Raw genomic sequence first — 23,222 nt, forward strand, 5'->3', positions numbered from 1 at the left:
CCCCGTTTCCCAGCGCGCGCCGGCCGCCGCGATCCCCGCCGAGGTTTCCGCCATGGCTCCCCGCCCGCCCTCCCCCCGCCGGGCGCGTCTCGCGACGGCGCCCCTCGTCCTGGCGCTTGGCCAGATGCTGCTCGGCCCCGCTGGGGAGGCCGCCGCGCAGGGGCGTCCGGCGCTGGCGCCGGCACCCGTCGTCGAGGTGAGCCCGATGGAGTCGGCCACCTCCCGCAAGATCGACCTGACGCTCGGCCGCTCGGTGATCGTCGACCTGCCGCGGGACGCCAAGGAGGTGTTCGTCGCCAACCCGAAGATCGCCAACGCCGTGGTCCGCTCGACCCGCAAGGTGTTCGTGATCGGCATGGAGAACGGGGCGACCTCGATCTTCATCATGGACGGCGAGGGCCGGCAGATCACCGCCCTCGACGTCACGGTGGCCCGCGACCTCAACGTCCTGCGACAGACCCTCAACCAGAGCATCCCCGGCGGCCGCTTCGAGGTCCGCGCGGCCGGCGAGTCGGTGCTCCTGTCCGGCGCCGTGAACTCGGCCTCGGAGGCGACCCAGGCGGTCGACATCGCCAACGCCTTCGTCGGCCTGAGCGGCGGCGGCGGCGCCGGTGCCACGGGCGGCACCAGCCGCGGCGCGGTCATCAACAACCTGACGGTGCGCGGCAAGGATCAGGTGATGCTGCGCGTCACCGTGGTCGAGGTGGCCCGCACGGTGCTCAAGCAGTTCGGCATCAACGTGAACGGGTCCTGGTCGGGGCTGAACCTCGTCAACACCGCGCCCTTCACGCTGAGCGGCGGCTCGTTCCCCTCGGGCAACGCCGTCGCCGCGACCGTCACCGGCACCGGCGGCGCCAGCCTGACGGCGACGCTGCGCGCCTTCGAGCAGGCGGGCGTCTCCCGCGTGCTCGCCGAGCCGACCCTCTCGGCGATCTCCGGCGAGGGCGCGAAGTTCATGGCCGGCGGCGAGATCCCGGTCCCGACCACGCAGAGCTGCAACACCTCGTCGGGCCAGATCCAGTGCAACCCGACGATCACCTACAAGCCCTACGGCGTCAGCCTGAACTTCACGCCGATCGTCCTCGCCGAGAACCGGATCTCGGTGCGCGTCGGCACCGAGGTCGCCGAGCTCGATCCGCAGAACGCCTTCAACTTCGTCAACGGCGACATCACCGTGGCCGTCCCCGCGCTCACCGTGCGCCGCTCGGAGACGACCGTGGAGCTGCCCTCGGGCGGCACCATGATGACGGCGGGCCTGATCCAGCAGCGCAGCAAGTCCGCGATCTCGGGCCTGCCGGGCCTCATCAACCTCCCGATCCTCGGCGCCCTGTTCCGCTCCCGCGACTACCAGCGCCAGGAGACGGAACTGATGATCATGGTCACGCCGATCATCGCCAAGCCGCTGGAGGCCCGTCAGGTCACCCGTCCCGACGACGGCTTCGTCGACGCCCAGGACGGGCGCGGCGTGCTGCTCGGCCAGCTCAACCGCCTCTACGGCAGCGCCGGCGCCTCGCCGCTGGGCTCGAGCTACCGGGGCCGGGTCGGCTTCATCACCGACTGATCCCGCCTCCCGACCGTCACGCCTTCCGGCTGCCAGGACATTCTCCGATGACGAACCCCCACCCCCGGCGCCGGCCGCTCGCGGCGCTCGCCACGGCCTCCGCCCTCGCCGGCCTGCTCGGGGCCTGCCAGTCGCGCGGACCGGTGACGACGAACGCGATCCAGCCGAGCGACTACCGCGCCCGGCACCCGATCGTGCTCGCCGATGCCCCCCGCAGCCTCGACGTGTTCGTGACCGGCACCGGTCATCTCGATCCCCGCCAGGCGGCCGACGTCGACGCCTTCCTGCTCGAGTTCCGCCGCTACGGGCGCGGCACCCTCGTGGTTGACGTGCCCCGCGGGCCGCCGACCGCGCAGATCGCCGCCGCCGGACGCACCGCCGCCGTCCTGCGCCGCATGGCGGCCGAGGCCGGCGTGCCGGCCGGCGCCGTGGTGCTCTCCTCCTACGAGGTCGCCGCCCCCGGCCTCGCCGCGCCGGTGCGCCTCGGCTTCCAGCGCATGAGCGCGCGGGTCGCCGACGCCTGCGGGCTCTGGCCCCAGGACCTCGGCGTCTCCGACGCGGCCTACAGCCTCAGCAACAAGCCGTCCTGGAACCTCGGCTGCGCCCTGCAGTCGAACGTCGCCGCGCAGGCCGCCGACCCCGTCGACCTCGTGCGCGGCCGCCAGGAAGGCCGCATCGACACGATCCGGCGCTCCGATGGCATCCAGAAGCTCCGCGAAGGCAAGGATCCGTCAACCACATGGCGGCAGGATGGGCAGACCAGCCTGAAGAGCCAGGTTGCGAACTGACGCCCTCTCCCGCCCGACACGGGGACCGGAAAGCCCGCCATGACGGACACCGCCCACACGCCCGAGCGGATCATCGCGCCCGTCCCCCGCATCACGGTGCAGGCCTTCTGCGAGACGGCCGAGACCGCCGCGATGATCGAGGAGTCGGGCCGCGACCGGCGCATGCACAAGGCGCACGTCAAGGTCCAGATGGGCGGCGGCGCGGCGGCGGTGGAAGCCTACCGCAACGCCCCGACCCCGAACGTCATCGTCATCGAAGCCCAGGGCGCCAAGTCGCGCCCTCTCGAATGCCTCGACGCGCTGGCGGAGGTCTGCGACCCCGGCACCAAGGTGCTCGTCGTCGGCCACGTCAACGACGTCGCGCTGTACCGCCAGTTCATCCAGCGGGGCGTCAGCGACTACCTGATGGCGCCCGTGGCGCCCCTCACCCTGATCGCGGCGGTCTCGGACCTGTTCACGGCGCCGGGCGTCAAGCCGGTCGGGCGCACCGTGGCGGTGTTCGGCGCGCGGGGCGGCGTCGGCGCCTCGACGATCGCCCACAACCTCGCCTGGTCGGTCGCTCGCGGCCAGGGCATGCAGACGGTCATCGCCGATCTCGACATCGCCTGGGGCACCGCGAGCCTGAACTTCAACCAGGACCCGCCCCAGGGCGTGGCCGAGGCGGTGTTCGCTCCCGAGCGCCTCGACGCGGCGCTCGTCGAGCGCCTGCTCTCGAAGTGCAGCGACAACCTCGCCCTGCTCTCGGCGCCCGCGAGCCTCGACCGCTCCATCGACCTCACCGAGACCGCCTTCGACGGGCTCGTGGACCATCTGAGGGCCTCCGTGCCCTGCATCGTCCTCGACGTGCCCCACGGCTGGAACGCCTGGTCGAAGCGCCTCCTCGTCGGCGCGGACGAGGTGGTGATCGTGGCGACCCCCGATCTCGCCTCCCTGCGCAACGCCAAGAACCTCATCGCCGCCCTGCGCCAGGGCCGCCCGAACGACAGCCGCCCGCGGGTGGTGCTCAACGGCGTCGGCTTGCCCAAGCGCCCGGAGATCGCGCCGGCCGAGTTCGCCAAGGCACTCGAGGTGCCGCTGGACGCCGCGATCCCCTTCGATCCGGCCCTGTTCGGCACCGCCGCCAACAACGGCCAGATGATCGCCGAGGTCCAGGCCGGCTCGAAGCCCGCCGAGCAGTTCGCCGACCTCGCCGCCGCCATCCTCGGGCGCCCCGAGACGCGCCGGAGCAAGGCCAACCTCCTCGAGCCGCTGCTCGCGCGCTTCGCCCGGCGCAAGGCCTCGTGAGGCGCCCGTGAGCCGGCCCGCACGCCAGGGGAGCCAGTCCCATGTTCGGTAGGAGGTCGGGCGCCGCGGCGTCCGCGCCGGCGCCCGCGGCGACGCAGAACGGCCCCGCACCGGTCCTTCAGCAGGACTCGGCGCCCGTCCGGCCGTCCGCCCCGGCCCCGATCGCCGTCGAGACGGCCCGCTCGGAGGACTACTACCGCACGAAGAGCATGATCTTCGGCGCGCTGATCGAGGCGATCGACCTCTCGCAGCTCGCCCGCCTGGAGGGCGAGGCCGCCCGCGAGGAGATCCGCGACATCGTCTCGGAGATCATCGGCCTCAAGAACATCGTCCTGTCGATCGCCGAGCAGGAGGAGCTGCTCGACGACATCTGCAACGACGTGCTCGGCTACGGGCCGTTGGAGCCGCTGCTCGCCCGGGACGACATCGCCGACATCATGGTCAACGGCGCAAGCCGGGCCTTCATCGAGGTCGCGGGCAAGATCCAGCTCACCAACGTGCGCTTCCGCGACAACCAGCAGCTGATGAACATCTGCCAGCGGATCGTGAGCCAGGTCGGCCGCCGCGTCGACGAGGCCTCGCCGATCTGCGACGCGCGCCTGCCGGACGGGTCCCGCGTCAACGTCATCGCGCCCCCGCTCGCCATCGACGGGCCGGCCCTGACGATCCGAAAGTTCAAGAAGGACAAGCTCACCCTCGACCAGCTCGTGCGCTTCGGGGCGATCTCGCCCGAGGGCGCCAAGGTGCTGCAGATCATCGGCAAGGTGCGCTGCAACGTCGTCATCTCGGGCGGCACGGGCTCCGGCAAGACGACGCTGCTGAACTGCCTCACCGCCTATATCGAGCAGGACGAGCGCATCATCACCTGCGAGGACGCCGCCGAGCTCCAGCTCCAGCAGCCCCACGTCGTGCGTCTGGAGACGCGGCCCCCCAACATGGAGGGCCAGGGCCAGGTCACCATGCGCGACCTCGTCAAGAACTGCCTGCGCATGCGCCCCGAGCGGATCATCGTCGGCGAGGTCCGCGGCCCGGAGGCGTTCGATCTCCTCCAGGCGATGAACACCGGCCACGACGGCTCCATGGGCACGCTGCACGCCAACTCGCCCCGCGAGTGCCTGTCGCGCATCGAGTCGATGATCACGATGGGCGGCTTCTCGCTGCCGGCGAAGACGCTCCGCGAGATGATCTGCGGCTCGATCGACATCATCGTCCAGGCGAGCCGCCTGCGCGACGGCTCGCGGCGCATCACCCACATCACCGAGGTGGTGGGCATGGAGGGCGACGTCGTCACCACGCAGGACCTGTTCGTCTACGACATCCTCGGCGAGGACGCCTCGGGCAAGCTGATCGGCCGCCACCGCTCGACCGGGATCGGCCGCCCGAAGTTCTGGGAGCGCGCCCGCTACTACAACGAGGAGCGGGCGCTCGCCGCCGCCCTCGACGCGGCCGCCGTTCCCGGGGTCGAGTGAGGGCCGGATGAGCGCCTCTCTCAACCTTCCGCTCGCCGCCGGCCTGATCGCGGTCGCCGCCGGAGCCGTCGGCTACGTGGTCCTGGTGCCGCTCCTCAGCGGCGAGCGCCGCGCCGCCCAGCGGCTCAAGGCGGTCGGCGGCACGGCGAGCGCCGCGGCCGGCCGGGTCAGCGCCACGAACCGCCGCGACCAGGTCGCCAAGACCCTGAGCGAGATCGACGCTAAGGCGAAGAGCAGCAAGGTTACCCTCGACCTCAAGATCGCCCGCGCCGGCCTGAGCTGGAGCACGAAGACCTACTATCTCGTCTCGGCCGGTCTCGGCCTCGGGCTCGGTCTCTTCTGCCTGCTTCTGACGGGCAATCCCGTGGCGGCGCTGGCGGCGCTGTTCGCGGGCGCGCTCGGGCTGCCGATGTGGATGCTGCGCTATCTGCGCCTGCGCCGGATCGAGCGCTTCACCCGGGAGCTTCCGAACGCCGTGGACGTGGTGGTGCGCGGCATCCGCACGGGCATCCCGCTCGCCGACTGCTTCCGCATCGTCTCCCGCGAGGCCGAGGAGCCGGTACGGGGCGAGTTCAAGGTGATGATGGAGACCCAGGCCATGGGTCTGTCCCTGAGCGACTGCGTGAAACGCATGGCCGAGCGCGTGCCGGTGCCGGAGGTGAACTTCTTCGCCATCGTCATCAACATCCAGCAGCAGTCCGGCGGCAACCTCTCCGAGGCGCTCTCGAACCTGTCGCGCATCCTGCGCGAGCGGAAGAAGATGGCCGGCAAGATCCAGGCGATGAGCATGGAGGCCAAGGCCTCGGGTGCCATCATCGCCTGCCTGCCCTTCTTCGTGGCCGGCATCACCTACCTGACGAGCCCGGACTACATCTCGCTCCTCTGGACGACCGACGGCGGCAAGCTCGCGCTTCTCGGCTGCGCGGTCTGGATGAGCGTCGGCGTGTTCACGATGAAGAAGATGATCGCCTTCGACTTCTGACGACCGGACTCGGGCGCTCCCTGCCATGATCCAAGACATCTCCCAGAAGCTGCTCGACCCGCGCTTCGTCGCCACGATCCTCGCCGGCGTGGCGGCGGCGGCGACGGTCTTCGCCCTGGTCCAGCCGCTCCTCGAGCCGGACCGGCTCGCCAAGCGCATGAAGCTGGTGAGCGACGAGCGCGAGGCGATCCGCCGCCGCGAGCGCGAGCGGCTCGCCACCAAGGTCACGCTGCGCACCGAGCCGAAGGCCTACATGCGCCGGGTCGTGGAGCAGTTCGACCTCAACCGCTGGCTCGGCACCGATACCGCCAAGCGCAAGCTCCTGATGGCCGGCTACCGCGGGGCCGGCGCCGAGACCGCGTTCCTGTTCTTCCGCATGGTGACGCCCATCGCCGCGTTTCTCGGCGCCGTGGTCTACCTGTTCGTGCTCGAGGTGCTCGACCAGCCGACCGAGGTGCGCGCGGGGCTGTGCATCCTCGCCGCCTTCCTCGGCATCAAGGCGCCCGAGCTGTTCCTCATGAACAAGGCCAAGAAGCGCCAGGCGGAGGTCCGCCGCGCCTGGCCCGACGCCCTCGATCTCAGCCTGATCTGCGTCGAGTCGGGCATGTCCGTGGAGGGGGCCTTCAAGCGCGTCAGCCTCGAGATCACGATGCAGTCCATCGTGCTCGCCGAGGAGCTCGCCCTGATGACCGCCGAGCTCTCCTTCCTGCCCGACCGCCGGCTCGCCTACGAAAACCTCTCGAACCGCATCGGCATCGAGCCGGTGAAGGCCTGCTCGACGGCGCTGATCCAGGCCGAGCGCTACGGCACCCCGATCGGCGCGGCGCTCCGCGTCCTCGCGCAGGAGAGCCGCGACCATCGCATGACCGAGGCCGAGAAGAAGGCCGCGGCGCTGCCGCCGAAGCTCACCGTGCCCATGATCCTGTTCTTCCTGCCGGTGCTGTTCGTCGTCATCCTGACGCCCGCCATCATCCAGGTCATGCGCAGCATGTGAGGACGCCGCCCCGGATCACCGCGCGATCATCTCGCGGATCCGTGTGGCCAGGGCGTCGACGGCGAAGGGCTTCGTCAGGACGGCCATGCCCGGTTCGAGCTGGCCGTTGGTGAGCAGGGCGTTCTCGGCGTAGCCGGTGATGAACAGCACCTTGAGGTCGGGCCGCGTCGCCCGCGCCGCGTCCGCCATCTGGCGGCCGTTCAGGCCGCCCGGCAGCCCGACGTCGGTGACGAGGAGGTCGATGCGCGCGCCGGACTGGAGGACCCTGAGCCCGCCGGCCGCGTCGGCCGCCTCCACGGCGGTGTAGCCGAGCTCGCCCAGCACGTCCGTCACCAGCATGCGCACGCTGGGCTCGTCGTCCACGACCAGCACCGTCTCGCCGGCCCCGGCGACCGGCAGCAGGCCGCCCCGCGGGAGCGCCTCGTCCCGCGCCGCCTCGCCCTGGTGGCGCGGCAGGTAGACGCTGACCGTCGTGCCCTCGCCCACCGTGGAGTGGATGCGCACCTGCCCGCCCGACTGCTTGGCGAAGCCGTAGATCATCGAGAGGCCGAGCCCGGTGCCCTGGCCGAGGGGCTTCGTGGTGAAGAACGGGTCGAAGGCCTTGGCGATCACCTCCGGCGGCATGCCGGTGCCGGTGTCCGACACGCTGAGCGACAGGTACTCGCCCTCCGGCATGTCCTGACGCCGGGCCACCTGCGCGTCGATCCAGCGGTTGGAGGTCTCGATGACGATGCGGCCGCCTTCCGGCATGGCGTCGCGGGCGTTGATGCAGAGGTTGAGCAGTGCGTTCTCGAGCTGCGAGGGATCGACCAGCGCGGGCCACAGGCCGGCGAGACCCACTGTCTGCACCTGCACGCTCGGGCCGACGGTGCGCTGGATCAGGTCCAGCATGCCCTCGACGAGGGCGTTCACGTTGGTCGGCTTCGGGGCCAGCGTCTGCCGGCGGGAGAAGGCCAGCAGGCGGTGGGTCAGCGCCGCCGCCCGGCGCGCGGCGCCCTGCGCGGCCGTCATGTAGCGCTCGATGTCGTTGATCCGGCCCTGGCTCAGGCGGGTCTGGATCAGCTCCAGGCTGCCGGAGATGCCCGCGAGCAGGTTGTTGAAGTCGTGGGCCAGGCCGCCGGTGAGCTGACCGACCGCCTCCATCTTCTGCGACTGGCGGAGCTGCTCCTCGGCGTTCATCAGCTCCGCCGTGCGTTCGCCGACCCGCTGCTCCAGGGTGTCGGTCAGCGCGCGTAGCTGGGCGTTGGCCCGATCGCGCTCCTGCTCGACGGCGCGCCGCTCCTCGACGTCGAGGACGACGCCGGGAAAGCTCAGGGGCGTCCCGTCCGGCCCGTGATCGACGCGCCCGTTGGCCTCGATCCAGTAGTAGCGTCCATCCGCCCGGCGCACCCGGTACTGGTGGGCGTAGGCGCCCCCTCGGGCGATGACCTCCGCGATGGCCGCGGCGAGCCCCTCTCGGTCGTCCGGGTGAACGGTGGCGACGATCTGCGCGAGCGGGATGCCTTCGCGGCCGAGGGCCGGATCGAGCCCGAAGCTGCGGGCGAAGCCCTCGTCGACCGTGAACCGGTCCGTGGGCAGGTCCCAGTGCCACGTGCCGATGATCGCCCCGGCGGCGAGCGCCAGCTGCACGCGCTCGATGTTGGCGCGGGCGAGCGCCTCGCTGGCGCGCAGGCGGTCCTCCGCCTCGCGGCGCGCGGTCACGTCGTTGAAGATGATGGCGATCTGCCGGTCGGCGGGGTCGCCGACGGGGACCGCCCGCACGTCGAACCAGCGCGCGAACGCCTTGGCGTAGCTCTCGAAGGTCGTCGGCTCCCGGGTCTTGGCGACCCGCCCGTAGGTCTCGAACCAGAATCGCTCGAGGTCGGGCGCGAACTCGGTGACCCACTTGCCGCGCAGGTTGACGCCCGCCTCCCGCTCGAAGGCGGGGTTGGCCTCCAGGAAGCGGTAATCCACCGGCCGATCGTCGGCGTCGAACTTGACCTGGACGATGGCGAAGGCCGCATCGACCGTCTCCAGGATCGTCCGGAAGCGCCCCTCGCTCACGCGCAGCCGTGCGACCTCGGCCTCAAGCGCCTCGCGGGAAAGGGATTTCACAGCACGACCCGACACGAACGGCACTTTCCTCTCGGCCGCCGCCTTACCTGCGGGAGCCGCGGCGAACAACCGCAGCGGCGATGCGGCGGTTCAGTTCTCCGCATCGATCGGAACGACCCTGCCGAGGGGCGTGGCGTGCACGGCGCGTCGGCTGCGGTCGCGGGCGGCGACGGCACCGGCCATGCGAGCCGGGCGCCCGCGAGCGCACGATGCGAGTCCACCCACGCAGGCCGCGCCTCGCGCCGGTCTCTCGTGCGGCGCCGCGCTCGTAATCGGCCGCCGTCGCTTTCGGAGGCCGGATCAGCCGCGCGAGGCGGGCGAGCCCCGGTCGGTCGCCTTGCGGCCGGGCTGGGCCTGGAGCCGGCGCAGGGCGGCGCCGTTGGCGGCGGCGTCCTCGGGCGAGAGGTCCCGCTGGAGCGCGACCTCCGCCTCGGGTACCCGGCCCTTCAGGCCGAGCACCAGGGCGAGGTTCTGGCGGACGCGCCCGTCGGCGTTGGGCTGCGCGGCGGCCCGGCGCAGCACCTCCTCGGCGCGGTCGAGCTGGCGGCTCAGCGCGTAGGACAGGCCGAGGTTCGACAGGATGGTCGGCTCGTCCGGGTTGATCCGCAGCGCGGCCTCGTAGAACCCCTGGGCGCGGGTGTGATCGCCGGTCTGGTCGGCCACGGCGCCCTGGGCCGAGAGCACCCGCCAGTCGGGCTGGGCGGGGGTGTGGGCGTTCTGGAGCACGTCGGCCGCCTCCTGGAAGCGGCCGGCCTCCGCCAGCGACTTGCCGTAGGCGGCGAGCACGGCCTTGTCCTTGGGGCTGCGCAGGGCTGCCTGCTGGAGCACCGCCACCGCCTGGGGGCGCTGGTCCGTGGCGCGCAGCGCCTGGGCGTAGCGCATGGCGAGGCCGAGATCGTTCGGGTCCTCGTTGTACTTGGCGGCCATCGCCTCGACGTCCCGGCGCGTCACCGTGCGCGCCTCGCTGCCGCCGCTGCTGCGGCCGAGGCCCAGCGATGTGAAGGTCGTCGCGATGGAGCCCGTGGTCTCCGGCGAGCGGGACTGGCAGGCGGCGGCACCGGCGGCCACGAGGGCGGCGGCCGCGAGGCGCGTCGCGGAACGCAAGCCCTGCCGCCCGACCCTGCCGAGGACGCTCGAACCCGCCGCGCGCATCGTCACCGCTCCGTCATCCCATGCCGGCGCGGCCTCCCGCTCCCGACCCTCGGGTGATAGACCGTTAACCCTAACCTACCGTTAAGACCTCCCTTTCGAGCCGCACCGCCCGCATGAGCGACAGCATCCCCGACCTCCTGCCCGCCGGCTCGCCGGCCGTTCCCGTCCGCTGCGTCTCGACGGGGGACTGGCCCTCGGTCGAGGCATCGCTGCCGGCGAGCCAGCGGGCCTTCGCGGCGGCGAGCGGTTTCGCGCCGAAGGCCGGCCGCCTCGCCCTGCTGCCGGACGCAGAGGGTGGTCTCGCGCGGGTGCTGTTCGGCCTCGGCGACACGGACGCGCGGGGCTACGACCGCTTCCTGACCGGCAAGCTGCCGGGCCTGCTGCCGGCGGGCGACTACGCCCTGGAGCCCGAGGGGATCGACGCCGCCGAGGCCGCCCTTGCCTGGCTGCTCGGCAGCTACCGCTTCGATCGCTACCGGACGGCGCCTCAGAAGCGCGCCCGTCTCGCGGTCCCGGACGGCGTGGATGTGGAGGCGCTGTCGCGGATCGCCCGCGCCGTGGCGCTCGGGCGCGACCTCGTGAACACGCCGGCGAACGACCTCGGGCCGGCCGAGATCGCGCAGGCCGCCCGCGACCTCGCCGCGCGGCACGGCGCGGCGTTCACCCTGATCGAGGGGGAAGTGCTCGCCCGCGACTTCCCCCTTGTGCAGGCGGTCGGCGCCGCCTCGACCCGCGCGCCGCGCCTCGTCGACCTGCGTTGGGGGCCTTCGGGCGCGCCCCGCGTCACGCTCGTCGGCAAGGGCGTCGCCTTCGACACCGGCGGCCTCGACATCAAGCCCTCGGCGGGCATGCTCCTGATGAAGAAGGACATGGGCGGGGCCGCTGCCGCGCTCGCCGCCGCCGACATGGTGATGGGCTCGAACCTTCCCGTGTGCCTGCGGCTGATCGTGCCGGCGGTGGAGAACGCGGTCTCCGGCAACGCCTTCCGCCCCGGCGACGTGCTGCGCAGCCGGGCGGGCCTCAGCGTCGAGATCGGCAACACCGACGCCGAGGGACGCCTGATCCTCGCCGACGCCCTCGCCCTGGCCGACGCCGAGGCGCCGGACCTACTGATCGACTTCGCGACGCTCACCGGGGCCGCCCGCGTGGCGCTCGGCCCCGACCTGCCGGCCTTCTTCACCGAGGACGACGGGCTCGCCGCCGAGATCGCCGCGGCCGGCGACCAGGTGCGCGATCCGGTCTGGCGGATGCCGCTGCACGCGCCCTACGCGGGGCTGCTCGATTCGAAGGTCGCCGACATCAACAACGTCTCGGGCGGACCCTTCGCGGGGGCGATCACCGCCGCGCTGTTCCTGCGCCGCTTCGCCCCGGCCGCGAAGGCGCATGTCCATTTCGATCTCTACGGATGGAACCCGTCGACCAAGCCCGGCCGGCCGGAGGGCGGCGAGGTCCAGACCGCGCGGCTGGTCCACGCGCTACTCGCCGCGCGCTACCGCGCCTAAGACCTACTGGAGCCTGTCGCGGTAGGTGTCGCCGGCGGCGGCCTTCAGCTCCGCCCCGGCCTCCCGGCCGATCCGCTCGGCATCCGCCACCGGGCCGGAGCGCGAGGCCGCCCAGTGGCGGCTGCCGTCGGGCAGGAACAGCAGCCCGTCGAGGCTGAGCCGGTCGCCCTCGATGCGGGCGAGCGCGGCGATCGGCGTGCGGCAGGAGCCGTCGAGCTCGGCGAGAAGCGCCCGCTCGGCGCCGACCGCGATCGTGGTCGTCGCGCAGGCGACGGCGGCGAGCAGATCGCGGATCGCCTCGTCGTCCTCCCGGCACTCGATGCCGAGCGCGCCCTGCGCCACCGCCGGCAGCATCTCGTCGACGGAGAGCACCGAGCGGGCGACGTCCTCCATGCCGAGGCGCTGGAGGCCGGCGAGCGCCAGCAGCGTCGCGTCGCACTCGCCGGCCTCAAGCTTGCGCATCCGGGTGTTGGCGTTGCCGCGAAGCGGCACGATGCGCAGGTCCGGCCGGCGCATCAGCACCTGCGCGCCCCGCCGCAGGGACGAGGTCCCGACCCGCGCCCCCTCCGGCAGGTCGTCGAAGCCGTCGGCATCGCGGGCGAGGAAGGCGTCGCGGGGATCGTCGCGCTCCAGGATGGAGGCGATGACGAGGCCGTCGGGCAACCAGGTCTCCACGTCCTTCATGGAATGGACGGCGACGTCGATCTCGTCGGCGAAGAGCGCCTGCTCCAGTTCCTTGGTGAACAGGCCCTTGCCGCCGATCTCGGAGAGGGGCCGGTCGAGCACCCGGTCGGCCACGGTGGTGACGACGACGATCTCGGTCTCGAGCCCCGGATGGGCGGCGACGATGCGGTCGCGGACCATGCCGGTCTGCGCCAGCGCCATCGGGCTGCCGCGGGTGCCGATGCGCAGAACGCGGTCGAAGGGGCGCTGGCTCATGCGGTGCTTCTCTCCCGCCGCGGCCCCTGGCGGCGCGGACACCGCCAGTCATCGCGGCCCGCCCCGGCGGTCGTCAACTGCGGGAGGCGTCGGGCATGGGGACCGTTCGGAGGCTCAGAACGCCTTGAGCGCCTGCGTGGTGTGCTCGACCTGGGGCGGCCCCTCGAAGGTGTCGGAGACCAGCGCCCGGTAGTCCTTCCAGGGCTGCGAGCCGGTGAAGTCCTTGGTGTGGGCCTCCAGCGTCTCCCACTCGATCAGCAGGCGGTAGCGCTGCGGCTTCTCCACGGAGCGGCGAACCTCGAAGCTTCGGCAGCCCGCGGCGGCCCGGAAGATCTCGGCAGCCTTGGCGATACCTGCCTCGAAGTCGGCCTCCCGGCCTTCCTTCACGTCGATCTGCGCGATCTCGAGGATCATCGTCGGTGTCCCTGGCGTGTCTGGAGGGTCAGCGGAGCGGGCGTCCGAGCTTCTGCGCGAGGATGCGCTGCGGGCTCGTCTCCGGCCGCGCCTGGGCGGCGACGGGGAGGTAGGCGGTCTGCTCCAGCATGTAGCGGCCGCCCATGGCCCCGTGCATGACGAGGTCGGAGAAGGTCACCCAGGTCTGGCCCGGCTCGAAGCGCACGTCGGCCTGCGGCGCGCTCGCCTGGTAGTCCAGGTCCTGCTTCAGCGCGTCGTGCAGGTGGAGCATGAGGTGGTCGTACTCCGAGCGCCGGCTCTTGGTGATGCGCAGGCCGGCGAGAAGCCGCGCCGAGAGCGGCGAGTAGCCCGGCAGCTTCGGCAGGAACTTCTCCGCCATCGAGCCAAAATCCTCGCCGACCCGCCACAGGCGCGGCTGGCCGCTCGGGTTGATGTTGCGGAAGATGCGCAGGATGCGCTTCTCGCCGATCGGGTTCGAGGGGAAGGCGTCGACGTGCAGCCGCGTGTCGTCGCGCCGCCAGCTCAGCTTGCGCTGGTCGACCTCGAAGGGGCGGTAGGAGGTGCCCGCGAGGCTGAGCTTGCCGGCATAGGCCGGCAGGTAGCGTTCCACGAGCTCGCCCGAGAAGCGCCGGTAGCGGATGAGAAGCTGGCGCAGGGCCTCCTTCTCCTCCTCGGTGCCGGCGGCCCCGCGCAGCTCCGCGGCCTCGCCGCGGATGTTGACGTTCTTGGCCTTGCCGTCGGCGAAGGGGCGCTCGACGAAGCGCGTCTCGAAATCCGAGAACGGGAAGTCGAGGTCGGGGAACACGAGGACCGCGCCGCCCTCCAGCGCCTCGACCAGCGAGCCGTCGCTGGGATGCGCGTCGGCGAAGACGGTGACGATCGGGCTGATCATGGAGGCGCCTCCGGCCACGCGGCGGAAGGCATCTGCCGGGGCGGAGCGGGTTTAGCGGGGGCGTCCCGCCCTGCCAAGGGGCGGCGCGGTCTCGTCCGGCGCCGCCATCGCCCTGACGGGGCATGCTTTTTCAGGTGGATGGCGGGCGCTGGGCGCTTGAATCCGGGCGGTGGAAGGCAGACCTTCGGTCCGGACCCGCGAAACCCCGCGGCCGCGCTCACGGTTGCGCTTCAGGGGCCCTCCCCGCCGGCGAGGACAGAGCCATGGCGACGCTGAAGGAATTCGAGGAGGCCCTGCGCGCCCACGGCATGCAGATGGCGCTGACGCTCCTCGAGCAGCTCCGGGCCCGCGACCGGGCGACCCGCACGACGCGTCCGGCACGGCGCGTCACCGGCCGCAAGATGACGCCGGAGCTCGCCCGCGCGATCCTCGACCTCCATGCCACGACGGGCATGACCCAGCAGGAGATCGCCTTCAAGGTCGGCGTCAACCAGGGCCGGGTGAACGAGGTGATCAAGCGCGGCAAGTGGCTCGACGGCGACCCGAACGCCCCGGAGGCGCAGGACCGCGACCGCGCCATGGCCCGGATGCAGGGCGATTCGAAGCCCCGCTCCCGGCCCGCCGCGCCGCGGCCGCGCGCCGCCAAGCCAACGGCGACGTTGCCTGCCCAAGACGTCAAGCCGCCGGCCGGCAAGCGGCCCTCCTCGGGCGGACAGCTCTCCTTCGGCGACCTGTAGCCAAGGGGCGCGGCGATCCGGCTCGGGAAAGGTCCCCGCATCTCCCGCGTTGCCCTGCATGGCGACGGAGGGCTTCGATGAGACGGATCGTTCTAGTGGCCCTGCTCGGGCTCTCGGCGTGGCCGGCGCAGGCGCAGCGGGTCTCGACCACGGCCCTGAGCTGCCCCGAGGCGCGCAGCGTCGTGACGCGGGCCGGCGGCATCGTACTCGGCACAGGCGGGCCGACCTACGACCGCTTCGTAGCCAACCGCAGCTTCTGCGAGGCGACGGAATACGCCAAGGCCGCCTACGCGCCGACGCGGACCGATCCGCGCTGCTTCATCGGCTATACCTGCTACGAGCCCGGCGCGACGGACTGGCTGGCCGACCGCTGAATCGAAAACGCCCCGGCCGGCCGGCCGGGGCGCTCCCTTGAGACGCGACAGGGATCGGACGCGGTTTAGGCGGCCGCCTGGACGTTGCCCTCGATCACCGGAGTGACCGCGCCGCGGCCGGTGGCGATCTGGATCGTGCGAGGCTTCTTCGCCTCCGGGATCTCGCGCACGAGCTCCACGTGGAGGAGGCCGTTCTCCAGGCTCGCGCCCGTCACCTGGACGTAGTCGGCGAGCTGGAAACGGCGCTCGAAGCTGCGGGCGGCGATACCCTGGTGCAGAACCTCGGTGCGCCGCTCCGGGTCGGGCTTGCGCTCGCCCTTCAGGGTCAGGGCGTTCTCCTTGACCTCGATCGAGAGATCGGCCTCGGTGAAGCCGGCGACCGCGACCGTGATCCGGTAGGCGTTCTCGCCGGTGCGCTCGATGTTGTAGGGCGGATAGGTCGTGGCCTGATCGGCGCTGACATACTGGTCGAGGGCCGAGAACAGGCGGTCGAAGCCGACCGTGGAGCGGTAGAGGGGAGCAAGATCGAACTGACGCATGACATATCCTCTGCAATGAGCAACATGCTGTGGAACGACGGTCCGCCCGAGGGCCGGACCGGTCTCGTGCCGCCGAATGGCCGGCACGGAGAGGATATTGGAATGCCCCGGCGGGCGTGCAAGACCGCGCCGGCCCGGCATCGACCGGCCAATTTCGAGAGCGCACGCGGACCCCTCGCCCCATGCTGACCCTGCGCTCCACCCCCGGCAATCCGGTGCCGCCCGAGGGCACTCTCGTCGCCGTGAGGACGGCGGACGGGCGCGAGCTCAGGGCGGCCTACTGGTGGCCGACCGGGCGCGTCGGCGCGAAGGGCACGGTGTGCCTGCTCCAGGGCCGCGCCGAGTTCATCGAGAAGTACTACGAGACGATCGGGGACCTGCGGCGGCGGGGCTTCGCCGTCGTCGCCTTCGACTGGCGGGGCCAGGGCGAATCCGCCCGCGACGTCGCCGACCCGCACAAGGGCCATGTCGGCCGCTTCGGCCACTACCGCCTCGACCTGGAGGCGGTGACGGAGCAGGTGATCCGCCCGCGGCTGCCGCGCCCCCATGTCTGCCTCGCCCATTCCATGGGCGGCTGCGTGGTGCTGACCGGCGCGCTCGAGGGCTGGCAGCCCTTCGAGCGCATCGTGACGCTGGCGCCGATGCTCTCGATCAGGATGGTGCGCTGGCCGTCCGTCGTGTCCGGTCTGGCGCGGGTCCTGCACCGGCTCGGGTTCGGGCGCGCCTACGTTCCGTTCGGAAGCCCGGTCTCCATCGCCACCAAGCCCTATGCCGGCAACCGCCTCTGCCGGGATCCGCAGCGCTACGCCCGCAACGCCGAGGCCGGGCGCGTCGTCGGCGCGGGCGCGGTGGGCGATCCGACCCTCGCCTGGCTCGCCGAGGCCTTCCGCGCCATGGCGCGCCTGCGCGACCCCCGCGTGCCGCCCCGCATCGACCTGCCGGTGCTGATCGTCGCCGCGGGCGAGGACCCCGTCTGTGGCACCCGCCAGACCGAGCGCTTCGCCTCGCGCCTGCGCTCCGGCCGGGTGATCGTGCTGCCCGACGCCCGCCACGAGATCCTCTCCGAGCGCGACAGCATCCGCGAGGATTTCTGGGCCGCCTTCGACGCCTTCGTGCCGGGCACGCCGGTGGCCGACGAACCGCCGGAGACCATGGCTGCGGAGTAGCCGTGACCCTCGATCGTGTCGCACCCGGCGCCGGGAACGAACCCGGCAGGGTCGGGTTGGCACCGCGGCGCGCCGGACCCCGCTTTCGCGGATCGTCCCGACCCGCCGGATCGGGAGGGGCGTCATGGATCTCGGCATCGGCGGACGGGTGGCGGTCGTCACGGGCGGCGACTCCGGCATGGGCCTCGAGAGCGCGCGCTACCTCCTGCGCGAGGGCGCCCGGATCGTCCTCACCGATCTGAAGGAGGAGGGGCTGAGGAAGGCCGAGGCCGAGCTGGCAAGCCTCGGCGAGGTCCGCTCGATCGCCGCCGATCTCGGCGATCAGGCCGGCGCCGACCGGCTCAAGGCCTTCGCGGATGCCGCCTACGGGGAGAAGCCGACCATTCTCGTGGCCGCCGCCGGCATCACCGGCGCCACCGGCGACTTCCTCGAGATCGACGACGCGGCCTGGCTCCACACCATCCAGTCCGACCTCATGGTCGCCGTGCGCACGGCGCGCGCCTTCATCCCCGGCATGCGCGAGGCGAAGTGGGGGCGGATCGTGTTCTTCACTTCCGAGGACGCGGTGCAGCCCTATGTCGAGGAACTGCCCTACTGCGCCGCCAAGGCCGGTCTCCTCAACCTGACCAAGGGACTCTCGAAGGCCTACGGCGCCGACGGCGTCATGGTGAACGCGGTGGCCCCCGCCTTCATCGCCACCCCGATGACCGACGCGATGATGGAGAAGCGTGCGGGTGAGCTCGGCGTCTCCTTCGAGGAGGCGATCGAGAGCTTCCTCGACGAGAAGCGCCCCGGCATGGTGCGCAAGCGCCGCGGCAGACCGGAGGAGGTCGCGGCCGCCGTCGCCTTCCTCTGCTCGGAGCAGGCGAGCTTCGTGACCGGCGAGAACCTGCGCGTCGACGGCGGCGCCGTCCTCACCATGGCGAGCTGAGCCGGCCGCCGCGATGCGCGAGATTGCCTGCGACGTGGCGGTGATCGGGGCCGGCACCGCCGGCATCGCCGCCTACCGTGCCGCCCGGAAGGCGGGTGCCCGCACCCTTCTGATCGAGGCCGGACCCGGCGGCACCACCTGCGCGCGGGTCGGCTGCATGCCCTCGAAGCTCCTGATCGAGGCGGCCTCCGCCGCGCAGGCGGCCCGCGACGCCGGGCTCTTCGGGCTGCACGTGCCGGAGGTGGGCATCGACGGCCGCGCGGTGCTGGAGCGGGTGCGCCGGGAGCGGGACCGCTTCGTGCGCCTCGTCTTCGAGGACCTCGAGACCTTTCCCGACGGCGAGCGGATCGCCGGCCGCGCCCGCTTCCTCGACCGGGACCGGCTCGCCGTCGGCGAGGACCTCAGGGTGCGCTTCCGCGCCGCGGTGATCGCGACGGGATCGAGCCCGGCCGTGCCGAAGCCGCTCGCCGGCCTCGGCGCCCGCGTGCTCACCACCGACACGGTCTTCGAGCTTCCCGACCTTCCCCGCACGCTGGCGGTGATCGGCGGCGGGCCGGTCGGCATCGAGCTGGCCCAGGCCATGGCGCGGCTCGGGATCGAGACGACCTTGATCGAGGGCGGCAGAAGCCTCGCGGGCCTGAGCGAGCCCGGTCTCGTCGCGGAAGCCGCGGAAATCTTCGGCCGGGAGCTGACCCTGCATCTGGAGACGGAGGTGGAGGCGGCGGAGGCGGACTGCGACGGACTGCGCCTGCGCTGGTGTGCGCCCAGGGGGGAGCCCCGCGAGGCCCGCTTCGAGCGCGTCCTCGCCGCGGCGGGCCGGCCGCCGAACGTGACGGGTCTCGGCCTCGAAGCGGCGGGGCTCGACCTCGACGGATCCGGCGTGCCACGCTTCGATCCCGGCACCCTGCGCTGCGGTGACGCGCCCGTGTTCGTCGCCGGAGACGCCAACGCCGACCGGCCGGTCCTGCACGAGGCCTCCCGCCAGGGCGGCATCGTCGGGGTCAACGCCGCCGCGCTCGCGGGGCATGGCGGCTCCGAGGCGCCGCGGCGCTGGCCGCCTCTCGCCCTTGTCTTCACGCATCCGCAGGCCGGGCGCTTCGGCGCCGCCTACGATCCCGAGGCGGGCGACGGCCGCCTCACGGGCCGCGCCAGCTTCGCAGATCAGGGCCGCGCGCGCATCGCCGGGACCAATGCCGGCGGCGCCGTGATCTTCGCGGACCGGAGCGGGCGGCTCCTCGGCGGTGAGATGCTCGGGCCGGGCGCCGAGCATCTCGTCCAGGGTCTCGCCCAGGCCGTGTGGGACGGCCGCACGGTGCAGGATCTTCTTGATCGGCCTGTCTACCATCCGACATTAGAGGAAGGTCTTTCCGACGCGCTGAGGCAGATCGGCAGCAGTATAAGCTGAACCATAACAGCCGGATGCGCGTTCGTAAGGTTGATAAGGGCGGAGCATTGCGCTCGCCCGGCCGAGCCTGCATATCGAAACACGCATGACCGAGGCTCTTCCCCGATGAGCTCGAGCGTCGCTTCCGGCGCCGTCCTCGACATCGCTCTCGAACTCGACGCGCTCTCTCCTGGGGAGCGCGAAGGCCTCGACCTGGGCGTGATCGGGCTCGACGCGAGCGGCATCGTGCGCGAGTGCAACGAGGCCGCCAGCGCCCTGTTCGGCATCGCGCCCGCGGCCATCCTCGGCCGCGACTTCTTCCACGCCGTGGCGCCGGGCGCCTATGTGCCGGCCTTCTACGGCCGCTTCATCTCCGGCCTTCGCCGGGGCGTCCTCGACGAGCGCTTCGAGTTCGTGTTCGGCCGGCTGCCGCAGCCGCTGCGGGCAAAGGTCCGGCTCCGGCTCGGGCGAGACCTGTGTTGGCTGGTTCTGCAGGCCGCCGAGACCCTCGGGCTCGGCCTCTCCCGCGACGCGGTGATCGAGGCGGTGGCGCAGCGGGCCGGGGCCGGCTTCGTGGATCCGGCGCTCTGCGAGCGCGAGCCGATCCACATCCCCGGCTCGATCCAGCCCAACGCGGTGATGCTCGCGGCCGATCCCGAGACGCTGGCGATCCAGGCGCACAGCACCAACATCGGCGAGATCCTGGCCGACGATGCGGAGACGGTCGCGGGCCGTTCCCTCGTGGACGTTCTGCCCGCGGGCTTCCTGGCGGAGATCCGCGCCCGGCTCGCCGAGGGCACCCTGGCGGACGGCCGCTCCCTGCGGCGGACCATCGCGCTGCGGAATCTCGACGACCGCCACTACGCCGTCGCCCACAGCCATGACGGGCGCCTCATCGTCGAGCTGGAGCGGGCCCCCGAGCGGCCCGAGGATTTCGGCTCCGCCAGCCAGATCGATACGGAGGGCGCGGTCTCGCGCCTGCGCGGCGCCGCGACGCTCGAGGAGGCGGCCGCGATCGCCGCCCTCGAGATCAGACTCCTGACCGGCTACGAGTGCGTCCTCGTCTACCGCTTCGACGAGGACTGGAACGGCGAGGCCATCGCCGAGGAGAAGGTCGCCGACTGGTCGCGGGTGCTGTTCGGGCTGCGCTTCCCGGCCTCCGACATCCCGGCCCAGGCCCGCGCCCTCTACACCAAGGCCAAGAGCCGCTTCGTGATCGACCGCGACAGCGTGCCGGTGCCGCTCGTCGCGCTGCCCGAGGCCGGCAACAGCTCGATCGATCTCAGCTTCGCCCAGCACCGCACCCTGTCGCCGATCCATCTCGAGTACCAGCGCAACCTCGGCGTGAACGGCTCGATGTCGATCTCGATCCTCGTCGAGGGGCGGCTCTGGGGCCTGATGATCGGGCACCACCGCCAGCCGCACTACGTCGCGCCGGAGACGCGGGCGGCCGCCACCCTCATCACCGATGCCTTCGCCATGCGGGTGCAGGAGATCGAGGGGCAGCGCCTCTGGGCGGAGCGGCAGGTGCATCTCGACATCGCCGGACGCCTGACGCGCGGCCTCACGAGCGCGGACGATTTCGTCGGGACCCTCACCGCGGGGTCGGTGACGCTCCTCGACCTGTTCGGGGCGACGGGCGCGGCGGTGGTGTCGGCGGAGGGGGTCACCACGATCGGCCGGGCGCCGGACGAGGCGACCGTGCGGGCGGCGACGCAGTGGCTGCGGGACATGCTGCCCCCCGATCAGACGACCTTCGCCAGCGACATCTTCGCCACCCTCTGCCCGGCCGCCGAGCCCCATCACGAGATCATGAGCGGCCTGCTCGCCGCCTTCGTCGATTCCGGGCGGCGCAACGTGCTGCTCTGGTTCCGGCCGGAGACGGTCAGCACGGTCACCTGGAGCGGCGATCCGAGGAAGCCCGTGCTCGGCGGCAGCGGCAGCGTCGCGGTGCTGCCCCGGCGCTCCTTCGAGCGCTGGGTCGAGGAGCGCCGCGGCAGGGCGGCGCCCTTCGCGCCCTGGCAGGTCTCGCTCGCCGGCTCCATCGCCGAGGCGGTCGAGGGCGTGGTGCTGCGCCAGCGCCGCAAGATCAACGAGCTGACCGGCCTTCTCGCGGAGAAGCAGCGCCTCCTCGACCAGAAGGACCTCCTCACCCGCGAGATCGACCACCGGGTGAAGAACTCCCTCCAGATCGTCTCCGCCTTCCTGCACATGCAGCGCCGTCAGGTGAAGGACCCGGAGGCGCAGCAGGCCTTCGCCGAGACCTCGGCGCGGGTGATGAGCGTCGCGCGGGTCCATGACAGCCTCTACCAGGCTGAGACCATCAACGACGTCGACCTCGGCCAGACCATCGAGAGCCTGTGCAACGACCTCGTCGGCATGGCCGGCGGCAGCCACGTGGTCGATCTCAACGCCGAGCCCGGCCTGATGGTGCCCTACCGCAAGGCGGTGGCGCTGTCGCTGATCGCGACGGAACTCGTGACCAACGCCTTCAAGTACGGGGCGAAGCCCGTGGGCGGCAGCCGCGTCGCCGTCCACGTCTCCGGGATCACGGCGGGCTCCGTCCGGCTGCGGGTCTGCGACGACGGCGAGGGCCTGCCGCCGGACTGGGCGCAGGCGCGGCCGAGGGGCTCGGGCCTCGGCATGAAGCTGATCCGCGGCATGCTCGACCAGATCGACGCCAAGCTCGAGGTCGCCAACGCTCCCGGCGCCTGCTTCACCATCACCGCCTGAGGGCCGCCGCTTGAGCCTGCGCCACCGTCTGCGCGAAGAGACCGCCGCGCCCCACGAGGCCCTGGAGCGCGACCTCGACTGGCAGGCCCGCGTCGCGAGCCTCGACGGCTACCGCGACCTGCTCGCACGCCTGCGGGGCTTCCACGCCACGCTGGAGCCCGAGATCGCCGGGGCGCTCGGCGACGACGCCTTCCTCGATCCCCGCCGGCGGATCGAAGCGCTCGACGCCGATCTCGCCTGCCTCGGCCTGACGCCGGCCGCCGTCGAGGCGCTGCCCCGGCCGCAGTCGCTCGGCCTCGCCGGGCCGGACGAGGCGCTCGGGGCGCTCTACGTCTTCGAGGGCTCGACGCTCGGCGGCATCCTGATCGGCCGGCACGTGCGGGCCCTCCACGGGCTCTCGCCGGAGGAAGGCTGCGCCTACTACGCCGGCCGGGGCGAGCGCGCCGGGCCGATGTGGCGGAGCTTCTGCGAGCGCCTCGATGCGGTGGGCGAGACGCCCGGCGCCGCCGAGGCCGTGTCGGCGGGCGCCGCGCGGACCTTCCGGGCGATGCGCGACTGGCTCTGCGCCGACGTCGCGGCGGCGGGGCTGCCGCCCGCCGCCTGAGCAGGGTCAAGCGGTCTCGGCCAGCAGCCCGTCGACGAAGGCTGCCATGCCCGAGCGGCGCGTGCGCTTGGTGCGCTCGGCGACGAGGATGCCCTTCAGGGTCTCGAAGGCGTTCTGCAGGTCGTCGTTGACGAGCACGTAGTCGTACTCGCCCCAGCGGGCGATCTCGACGCGGGCGTTGGCGAGCCGCTTCTCGATGGTCGCCGGATCGTCCTCGGCGCGCCGCTCCAGGCGGTGGCGCAGCTCCGCCATGCTGGGGGGCAGGATGAAGACGCTGACCACGTCGTCGGGCAGGCGCGAGCGCACCTGCCGCGTGCCCTGGTAGTCGATGTCGAAGATCATGTCCCGGCCCTCGGCGAGCGCCCTCTCCACGGGGCGGCGCGGGGTGCCGTAGAAGTTGCCGTGGACCTCGGCCCACTCGAGAAGGTCGTCGTGCCGCTTCAGGTCCTCGAAGGTCTCCCGGTCGACGAAGTTGTAGTGCCGCCCGTGGATCTCGGAGGGCCGGCGCGCCCGCGTCGTCATGGAGATCGACAGCTCCATGCCCCAGCCGCCGTCCTGGGCGATCTGGCGCGTCAGCGTCGTCTTGCCTGCGCCGGAGGGCGAGGACAGGATCAGGATCATCCCGCGCCGGGCGATGCTGCCGCCGCCGGGATCGCGCTCGTAGCCGCTCATGCCGTCGCTTG

The 23,222-nt window shown here is 72.3% G+C and carries 21 protein-coding genes; 14 read left to right on the forward strand and 7 right to left on the reverse strand.

What is annotated here, in order from left to right; translation table 11 throughout:
• Window positions 1-52 precede the first annotated feature (52 nt).
• From MFF04_RS02100 to MFF04_RS02125, 6 genes are read left to right on the forward strand one after another with little or no spacing between them, the layout of a single operon-like run.
• Window positions 53-1,561, forward strand: coding sequence for a type II and III secretion system protein family protein (locus MFF04_RS02100; protein ID WP_373319934.1), 1,509 nt, complete (start codon window positions 53-55; stop codon window positions 1,559-1,561).
• Window positions 1,562-1,608: 47 nt separating this feature from the next.
• Entirely contained in the window at window positions 1,609-2,349 is a 741-nt protein-coding gene (locus MFF04_RS02105; protein ID WP_238273836.1) for a CpaD family pilus assembly protein, read from the forward strand.
• Between the two features lie 39 nt (window positions 2,350-2,388).
• A complete protein-coding gene (locus MFF04_RS02110; RefSeq protein ID WP_238273837.1) occupies window positions 2,389-3,633 on the forward strand; it encodes a CpaE/TadZ family protein in 1,245 nt (414 codons plus the stop codon).
• A gap of 41 nt (window positions 3,634-3,674) precedes the next feature.
• Entirely contained in the window at window positions 3,675-5,102 is a 1,428-nt protein-coding gene (locus MFF04_RS02115; protein ID WP_238273838.1) for a TadA family conjugal transfer-associated ATPase, read from the forward strand.
• A 7-nt stretch (window positions 5,103-5,109) separates the two neighbouring features.
• The gene (locus MFF04_RS02120; RefSeq protein WP_238273839.1) at window positions 5,110-6,084 is read left to right on the forward strand and encodes a type II secretion system F family protein; all 975 of its coding nucleotides are present in this window, start codon (window positions 5,110-5,112) and stop codon (window positions 6,082-6,084) included.
• A gap of 25 nt (window positions 6,085-6,109) precedes the next feature.
• Window positions 6,110-7,078 (forward strand): type II secretion system F family protein, encoded by a 969-nt coding sequence (locus tag MFF04_RS02125; RefSeq protein WP_238273840.1) that lies wholly within the window; start codon window positions 6,110-6,112, stop codon window positions 7,076-7,078.
• A gap of 15 nt (window positions 7,079-7,093) precedes the next feature.
• Here MFF04_RS02125 and MFF04_RS02130 read toward each other — a convergent pair whose 3' ends face one another.
• Window positions 7,094-9,187 (reverse strand): ATP-binding protein, encoded by a 2,094-nt coding sequence (locus tag MFF04_RS02130; RefSeq protein ID WP_238273841.1) that lies wholly within the window; start codon window positions 9,185-9,187, stop codon window positions 7,094-7,096.
• A gap of 285 nt (window positions 9,188-9,472) precedes the next feature.
• Window positions 9,473-10,324, reverse strand: a complete 852-nt coding sequence (locus tag MFF04_RS02135) for a tetratricopeptide repeat protein (protein WP_238273842.1) — start codon at window positions 10,322-10,324, stop codon at window positions 9,473-9,475.
• A gap of 113 nt (window positions 10,325-10,437) precedes the next feature.
• Between MFF04_RS02135 and MFF04_RS02140 the strand changes: the two genes are divergently transcribed.
• Window positions 10,438-11,826 (forward strand): leucyl aminopeptidase family protein, encoded by a 1,389-nt coding sequence (locus tag MFF04_RS02140; RefSeq protein WP_238273843.1) that lies wholly within the window; start codon window positions 10,438-10,440, stop codon window positions 11,824-11,826.
• A 3-nt stretch (window positions 11,827-11,829) separates the two neighbouring features.
• Here MFF04_RS02140 and hemC read toward each other — a convergent pair whose 3' ends face one another.
• The 3 genes from hemC to kdoO form a co-directional block, all read right to left on the reverse strand.
• Window positions 11,830-12,765, reverse strand: a complete 936-nt coding sequence (gene hemC, locus MFF04_RS02145; RefSeq protein ID WP_238273844.1) for a hydroxymethylbilane synthase — start codon at window positions 12,763-12,765, stop codon at window positions 11,830-11,832.
• 114 nt (window positions 12,766-12,879) lie between these two features.
• Complete coding sequence (locus MFF04_RS02150) at window positions 12,880-13,179, reverse strand: antibiotic biosynthesis monooxygenase family protein (protein ID WP_238273845.1); 300 nt, start codon at window positions 13,177-13,179, stop codon at window positions 12,880-12,882.
• Window positions 13,180-13,207: 28 nt separating this feature from the next.
• Complete coding sequence (gene kdoO, locus MFF04_RS02155) at window positions 13,208-14,071, reverse strand: Kdo hydroxylase KdoO (RefSeq protein WP_238273846.1); 864 nt, start codon at window positions 14,069-14,071, stop codon at window positions 13,208-13,210.
• Between the two features lie 263 nt (window positions 14,072-14,334).
• Here kdoO and MFF04_RS02160 point away from each other — a divergent pair, with 263 nt between their 5' ends.
• A complete protein-coding gene (locus tag MFF04_RS02160; RefSeq protein WP_238273847.1) occupies window positions 14,335-14,808 on the forward strand; it encodes an RNA polymerase subunit sigma-70 in 474 nt (157 codons plus the stop codon).
• 77 nt (window positions 14,809-14,885) lie between these two features.
• Window positions 14,886-15,182 (forward strand): hypothetical protein, encoded by a 297-nt coding sequence (locus tag MFF04_RS02165; protein WP_238273848.1) that lies wholly within the window; start codon window positions 14,886-14,888, stop codon window positions 15,180-15,182.
• A 65-nt stretch (window positions 15,183-15,247) separates the two neighbouring features.
• On the opposite strand, the gene MFF04_RS02170 is transcribed toward MFF04_RS02165, so the two are convergent.
• Window positions 15,248-15,721, reverse strand: a complete 474-nt coding sequence (locus MFF04_RS02170; protein ID WP_238273849.1) for an Hsp20 family protein — start codon at window positions 15,719-15,721, stop codon at window positions 15,248-15,250.
• Between the two features lie 182 nt (window positions 15,722-15,903).
• On the opposite strand from MFF04_RS02170, the gene MFF04_RS02175 reads away from it, so the two are divergent.
• From MFF04_RS02175 to MFF04_RS02195, 5 genes are all read left to right on the forward strand, one after another.
• A complete protein-coding gene (locus tag MFF04_RS02175) occupies window positions 15,904-16,887 on the forward strand; it encodes an alpha/beta fold hydrolase (protein ID WP_238273850.1) in 984 nt (327 codons plus the stop codon).
• A gap of 124 nt (window positions 16,888-17,011) precedes the next feature.
• Window positions 17,012-17,818: an SDR family NAD(P)-dependent oxidoreductase gene (locus tag MFF04_RS02180; protein WP_238273851.1), complete on the forward strand. Its 807-nt coding sequence runs from the start codon at window positions 17,012-17,014 to the stop codon at window positions 17,816-17,818.
• A gap of 13 nt (window positions 17,819-17,831) precedes the next feature.
• Window positions 17,832-19,223: a dihydrolipoyl dehydrogenase gene (locus MFF04_RS02185; protein WP_238273852.1), complete on the forward strand. Its 1,392-nt coding sequence runs from the start codon at window positions 17,832-17,834 to the stop codon at window positions 19,221-19,223.
• Window positions 19,224-19,328: 105 nt separating this feature from the next.
• Entirely contained in the window at window positions 19,329-21,935 is a 2,607-nt protein-coding gene (locus MFF04_RS02190) for a histidine kinase dimerization/phosphoacceptor domain -containing protein (protein ID WP_238273853.1), read from the forward strand.
• Window positions 21,936-21,945: 10 nt separating this feature from the next.
• Window positions 21,946-22,539 carry a biliverdin-producing heme oxygenase gene (locus MFF04_RS02195; RefSeq protein ID WP_238273854.1) on the forward strand — a complete coding sequence of 198 codons (594 nt, stop codon included), beginning with the start codon at window positions 21,946-21,948 and terminating at the stop codon, window positions 22,537-22,539.
• Window positions 22,540-22,545: 6 nt separating this feature from the next.
• Here MFF04_RS02195 and gmk read toward each other — a convergent pair whose 3' ends face one another.
• Entirely contained in the window at window positions 22,546-23,211 is a 666-nt protein-coding gene (gene gmk / locus MFF04_RS02200) for a guanylate kinase (protein ID WP_238273855.1), read from the reverse strand.
• Between the last annotated feature and the right edge of the window lie 11 nt (window positions 23,212-23,222).

Source organism: Methylobacterium jeotgali, assembly GCF_022179345.1.
GTDB classification, from domain to species: domain Bacteria; phylum Pseudomonadota; class Alphaproteobacteria; order Rhizobiales; family Beijerinckiaceae; genus Methylobacterium; species Methylobacterium jeotgali.

Bases quoted from the DNA above. Each gene is read 5' to 3' on its own strand.
- MFF04_RS02115 (WP_238273838.1), top strand. From the start codon at position 3,675: ATGTTCGGTAGGAGGTCGGGCGCCGCGGCGTCCGCGCCGGCGCCCGCG.
- MFF04_RS02100 (WP_373319934.1), top strand. From the start codon at position 53: ATGGCTCCCCGCCCGCCCTCCCCCCGCCGGGCGCGTCTCGCGACGGCG.
- MFF04_RS02190 (WP_238273853.1), top strand. From the start codon at position 19,329: ATGAGCTCGAGCGTCGCTTCCGGCGCCGTCCTCGACATCGCTCTCGAA.
- kdoO (WP_238273846.1), bottom strand. From the start codon at position 14,071: ATGATCAGCCCGATCGTCACCGTCTTCGCCGACGCGCATCCCAGCGAC.
- MFF04_RS02110 (WP_238273837.1), top strand. From the start codon at position 2,389: ATGACGGACACCGCCCACACGCCCGAGCGGATCATCGCGCCCGTCCCC.
- MFF04_RS02175 (WP_238273850.1), top strand. From the start codon at position 15,904: ATGCTGACCCTGCGCTCCACCCCCGGCAATCCGGTGCCGCCCGAGGGC.
- MFF04_RS02160 (WP_238273847.1), top strand. From the start codon at position 14,335: ATGGCGACGCTGAAGGAATTCGAGGAGGCCCTGCGCGCCCACGGCATG.
- hemC (WP_238273844.1), bottom strand. From the start codon at position 12,765: ATGAGCCAGCGCCCCTTCGACCGCGTTCTGCGCATCGGCACCCGCGGC.
- MFF04_RS02140 (WP_238273843.1), top strand. From the start codon at position 10,438: ATGAGCGACAGCATCCCCGACCTCCTGCCCGCCGGCTCGCCGGCCGTT.
- MFF04_RS02185 (WP_238273852.1), top strand. From the start codon at position 17,832: ATGCGCGAGATTGCCTGCGACGTGGCGGTGATCGGGGCCGGCACCGCC.
- MFF04_RS02135 (WP_238273842.1), bottom strand. From the start codon at position 10,324: ATGCGCGCGGCGGGTTCGAGCGTCCTCGGCAGGGTCGGGCGGCAGGGC.
- MFF04_RS02170 (WP_238273849.1), bottom strand. From the start codon at position 15,721: ATGCGTCAGTTCGATCTTGCTCCCCTCTACCGCTCCACGGTCGGCTTC.
- MFF04_RS02150 (WP_238273845.1), bottom strand. From the start codon at position 13,179: ATGATCCTCGAGATCGCGCAGATCGACGTGAAGGAAGGCCGGGAGGCC.
- MFF04_RS02105 (WP_238273836.1), top strand. From the start codon at position 1,609: ATGACGAACCCCCACCCCCGGCGCCGGCCGCTCGCGGCGCTCGCCACG.
- gmk (WP_238273855.1), bottom strand. From the start codon at position 23,211: ATGAGCGGCTACGAGCGCGATCCCGGCGGCGGCAGCATCGCCCGGCGC.
- MFF04_RS02180 (WP_238273851.1), top strand. From the start codon at position 17,012: ATGGATCTCGGCATCGGCGGACGGGTGGCGGTCGTCACGGGCGGCGAC.
- MFF04_RS02165 (WP_238273848.1), top strand. From the start codon at position 14,886: ATGAGACGGATCGTTCTAGTGGCCCTGCTCGGGCTCTCGGCGTGGCCG.
- MFF04_RS02120 (WP_238273839.1), top strand. From the start codon at position 5,110: ATGAGCGCCTCTCTCAACCTTCCGCTCGCCGCCGGCCTGATCGCGGTC.
- MFF04_RS02125 (WP_238273840.1), top strand. From the start codon at position 6,110: ATGATCCAAGACATCTCCCAGAAGCTGCTCGACCCGCGCTTCGTCGCC.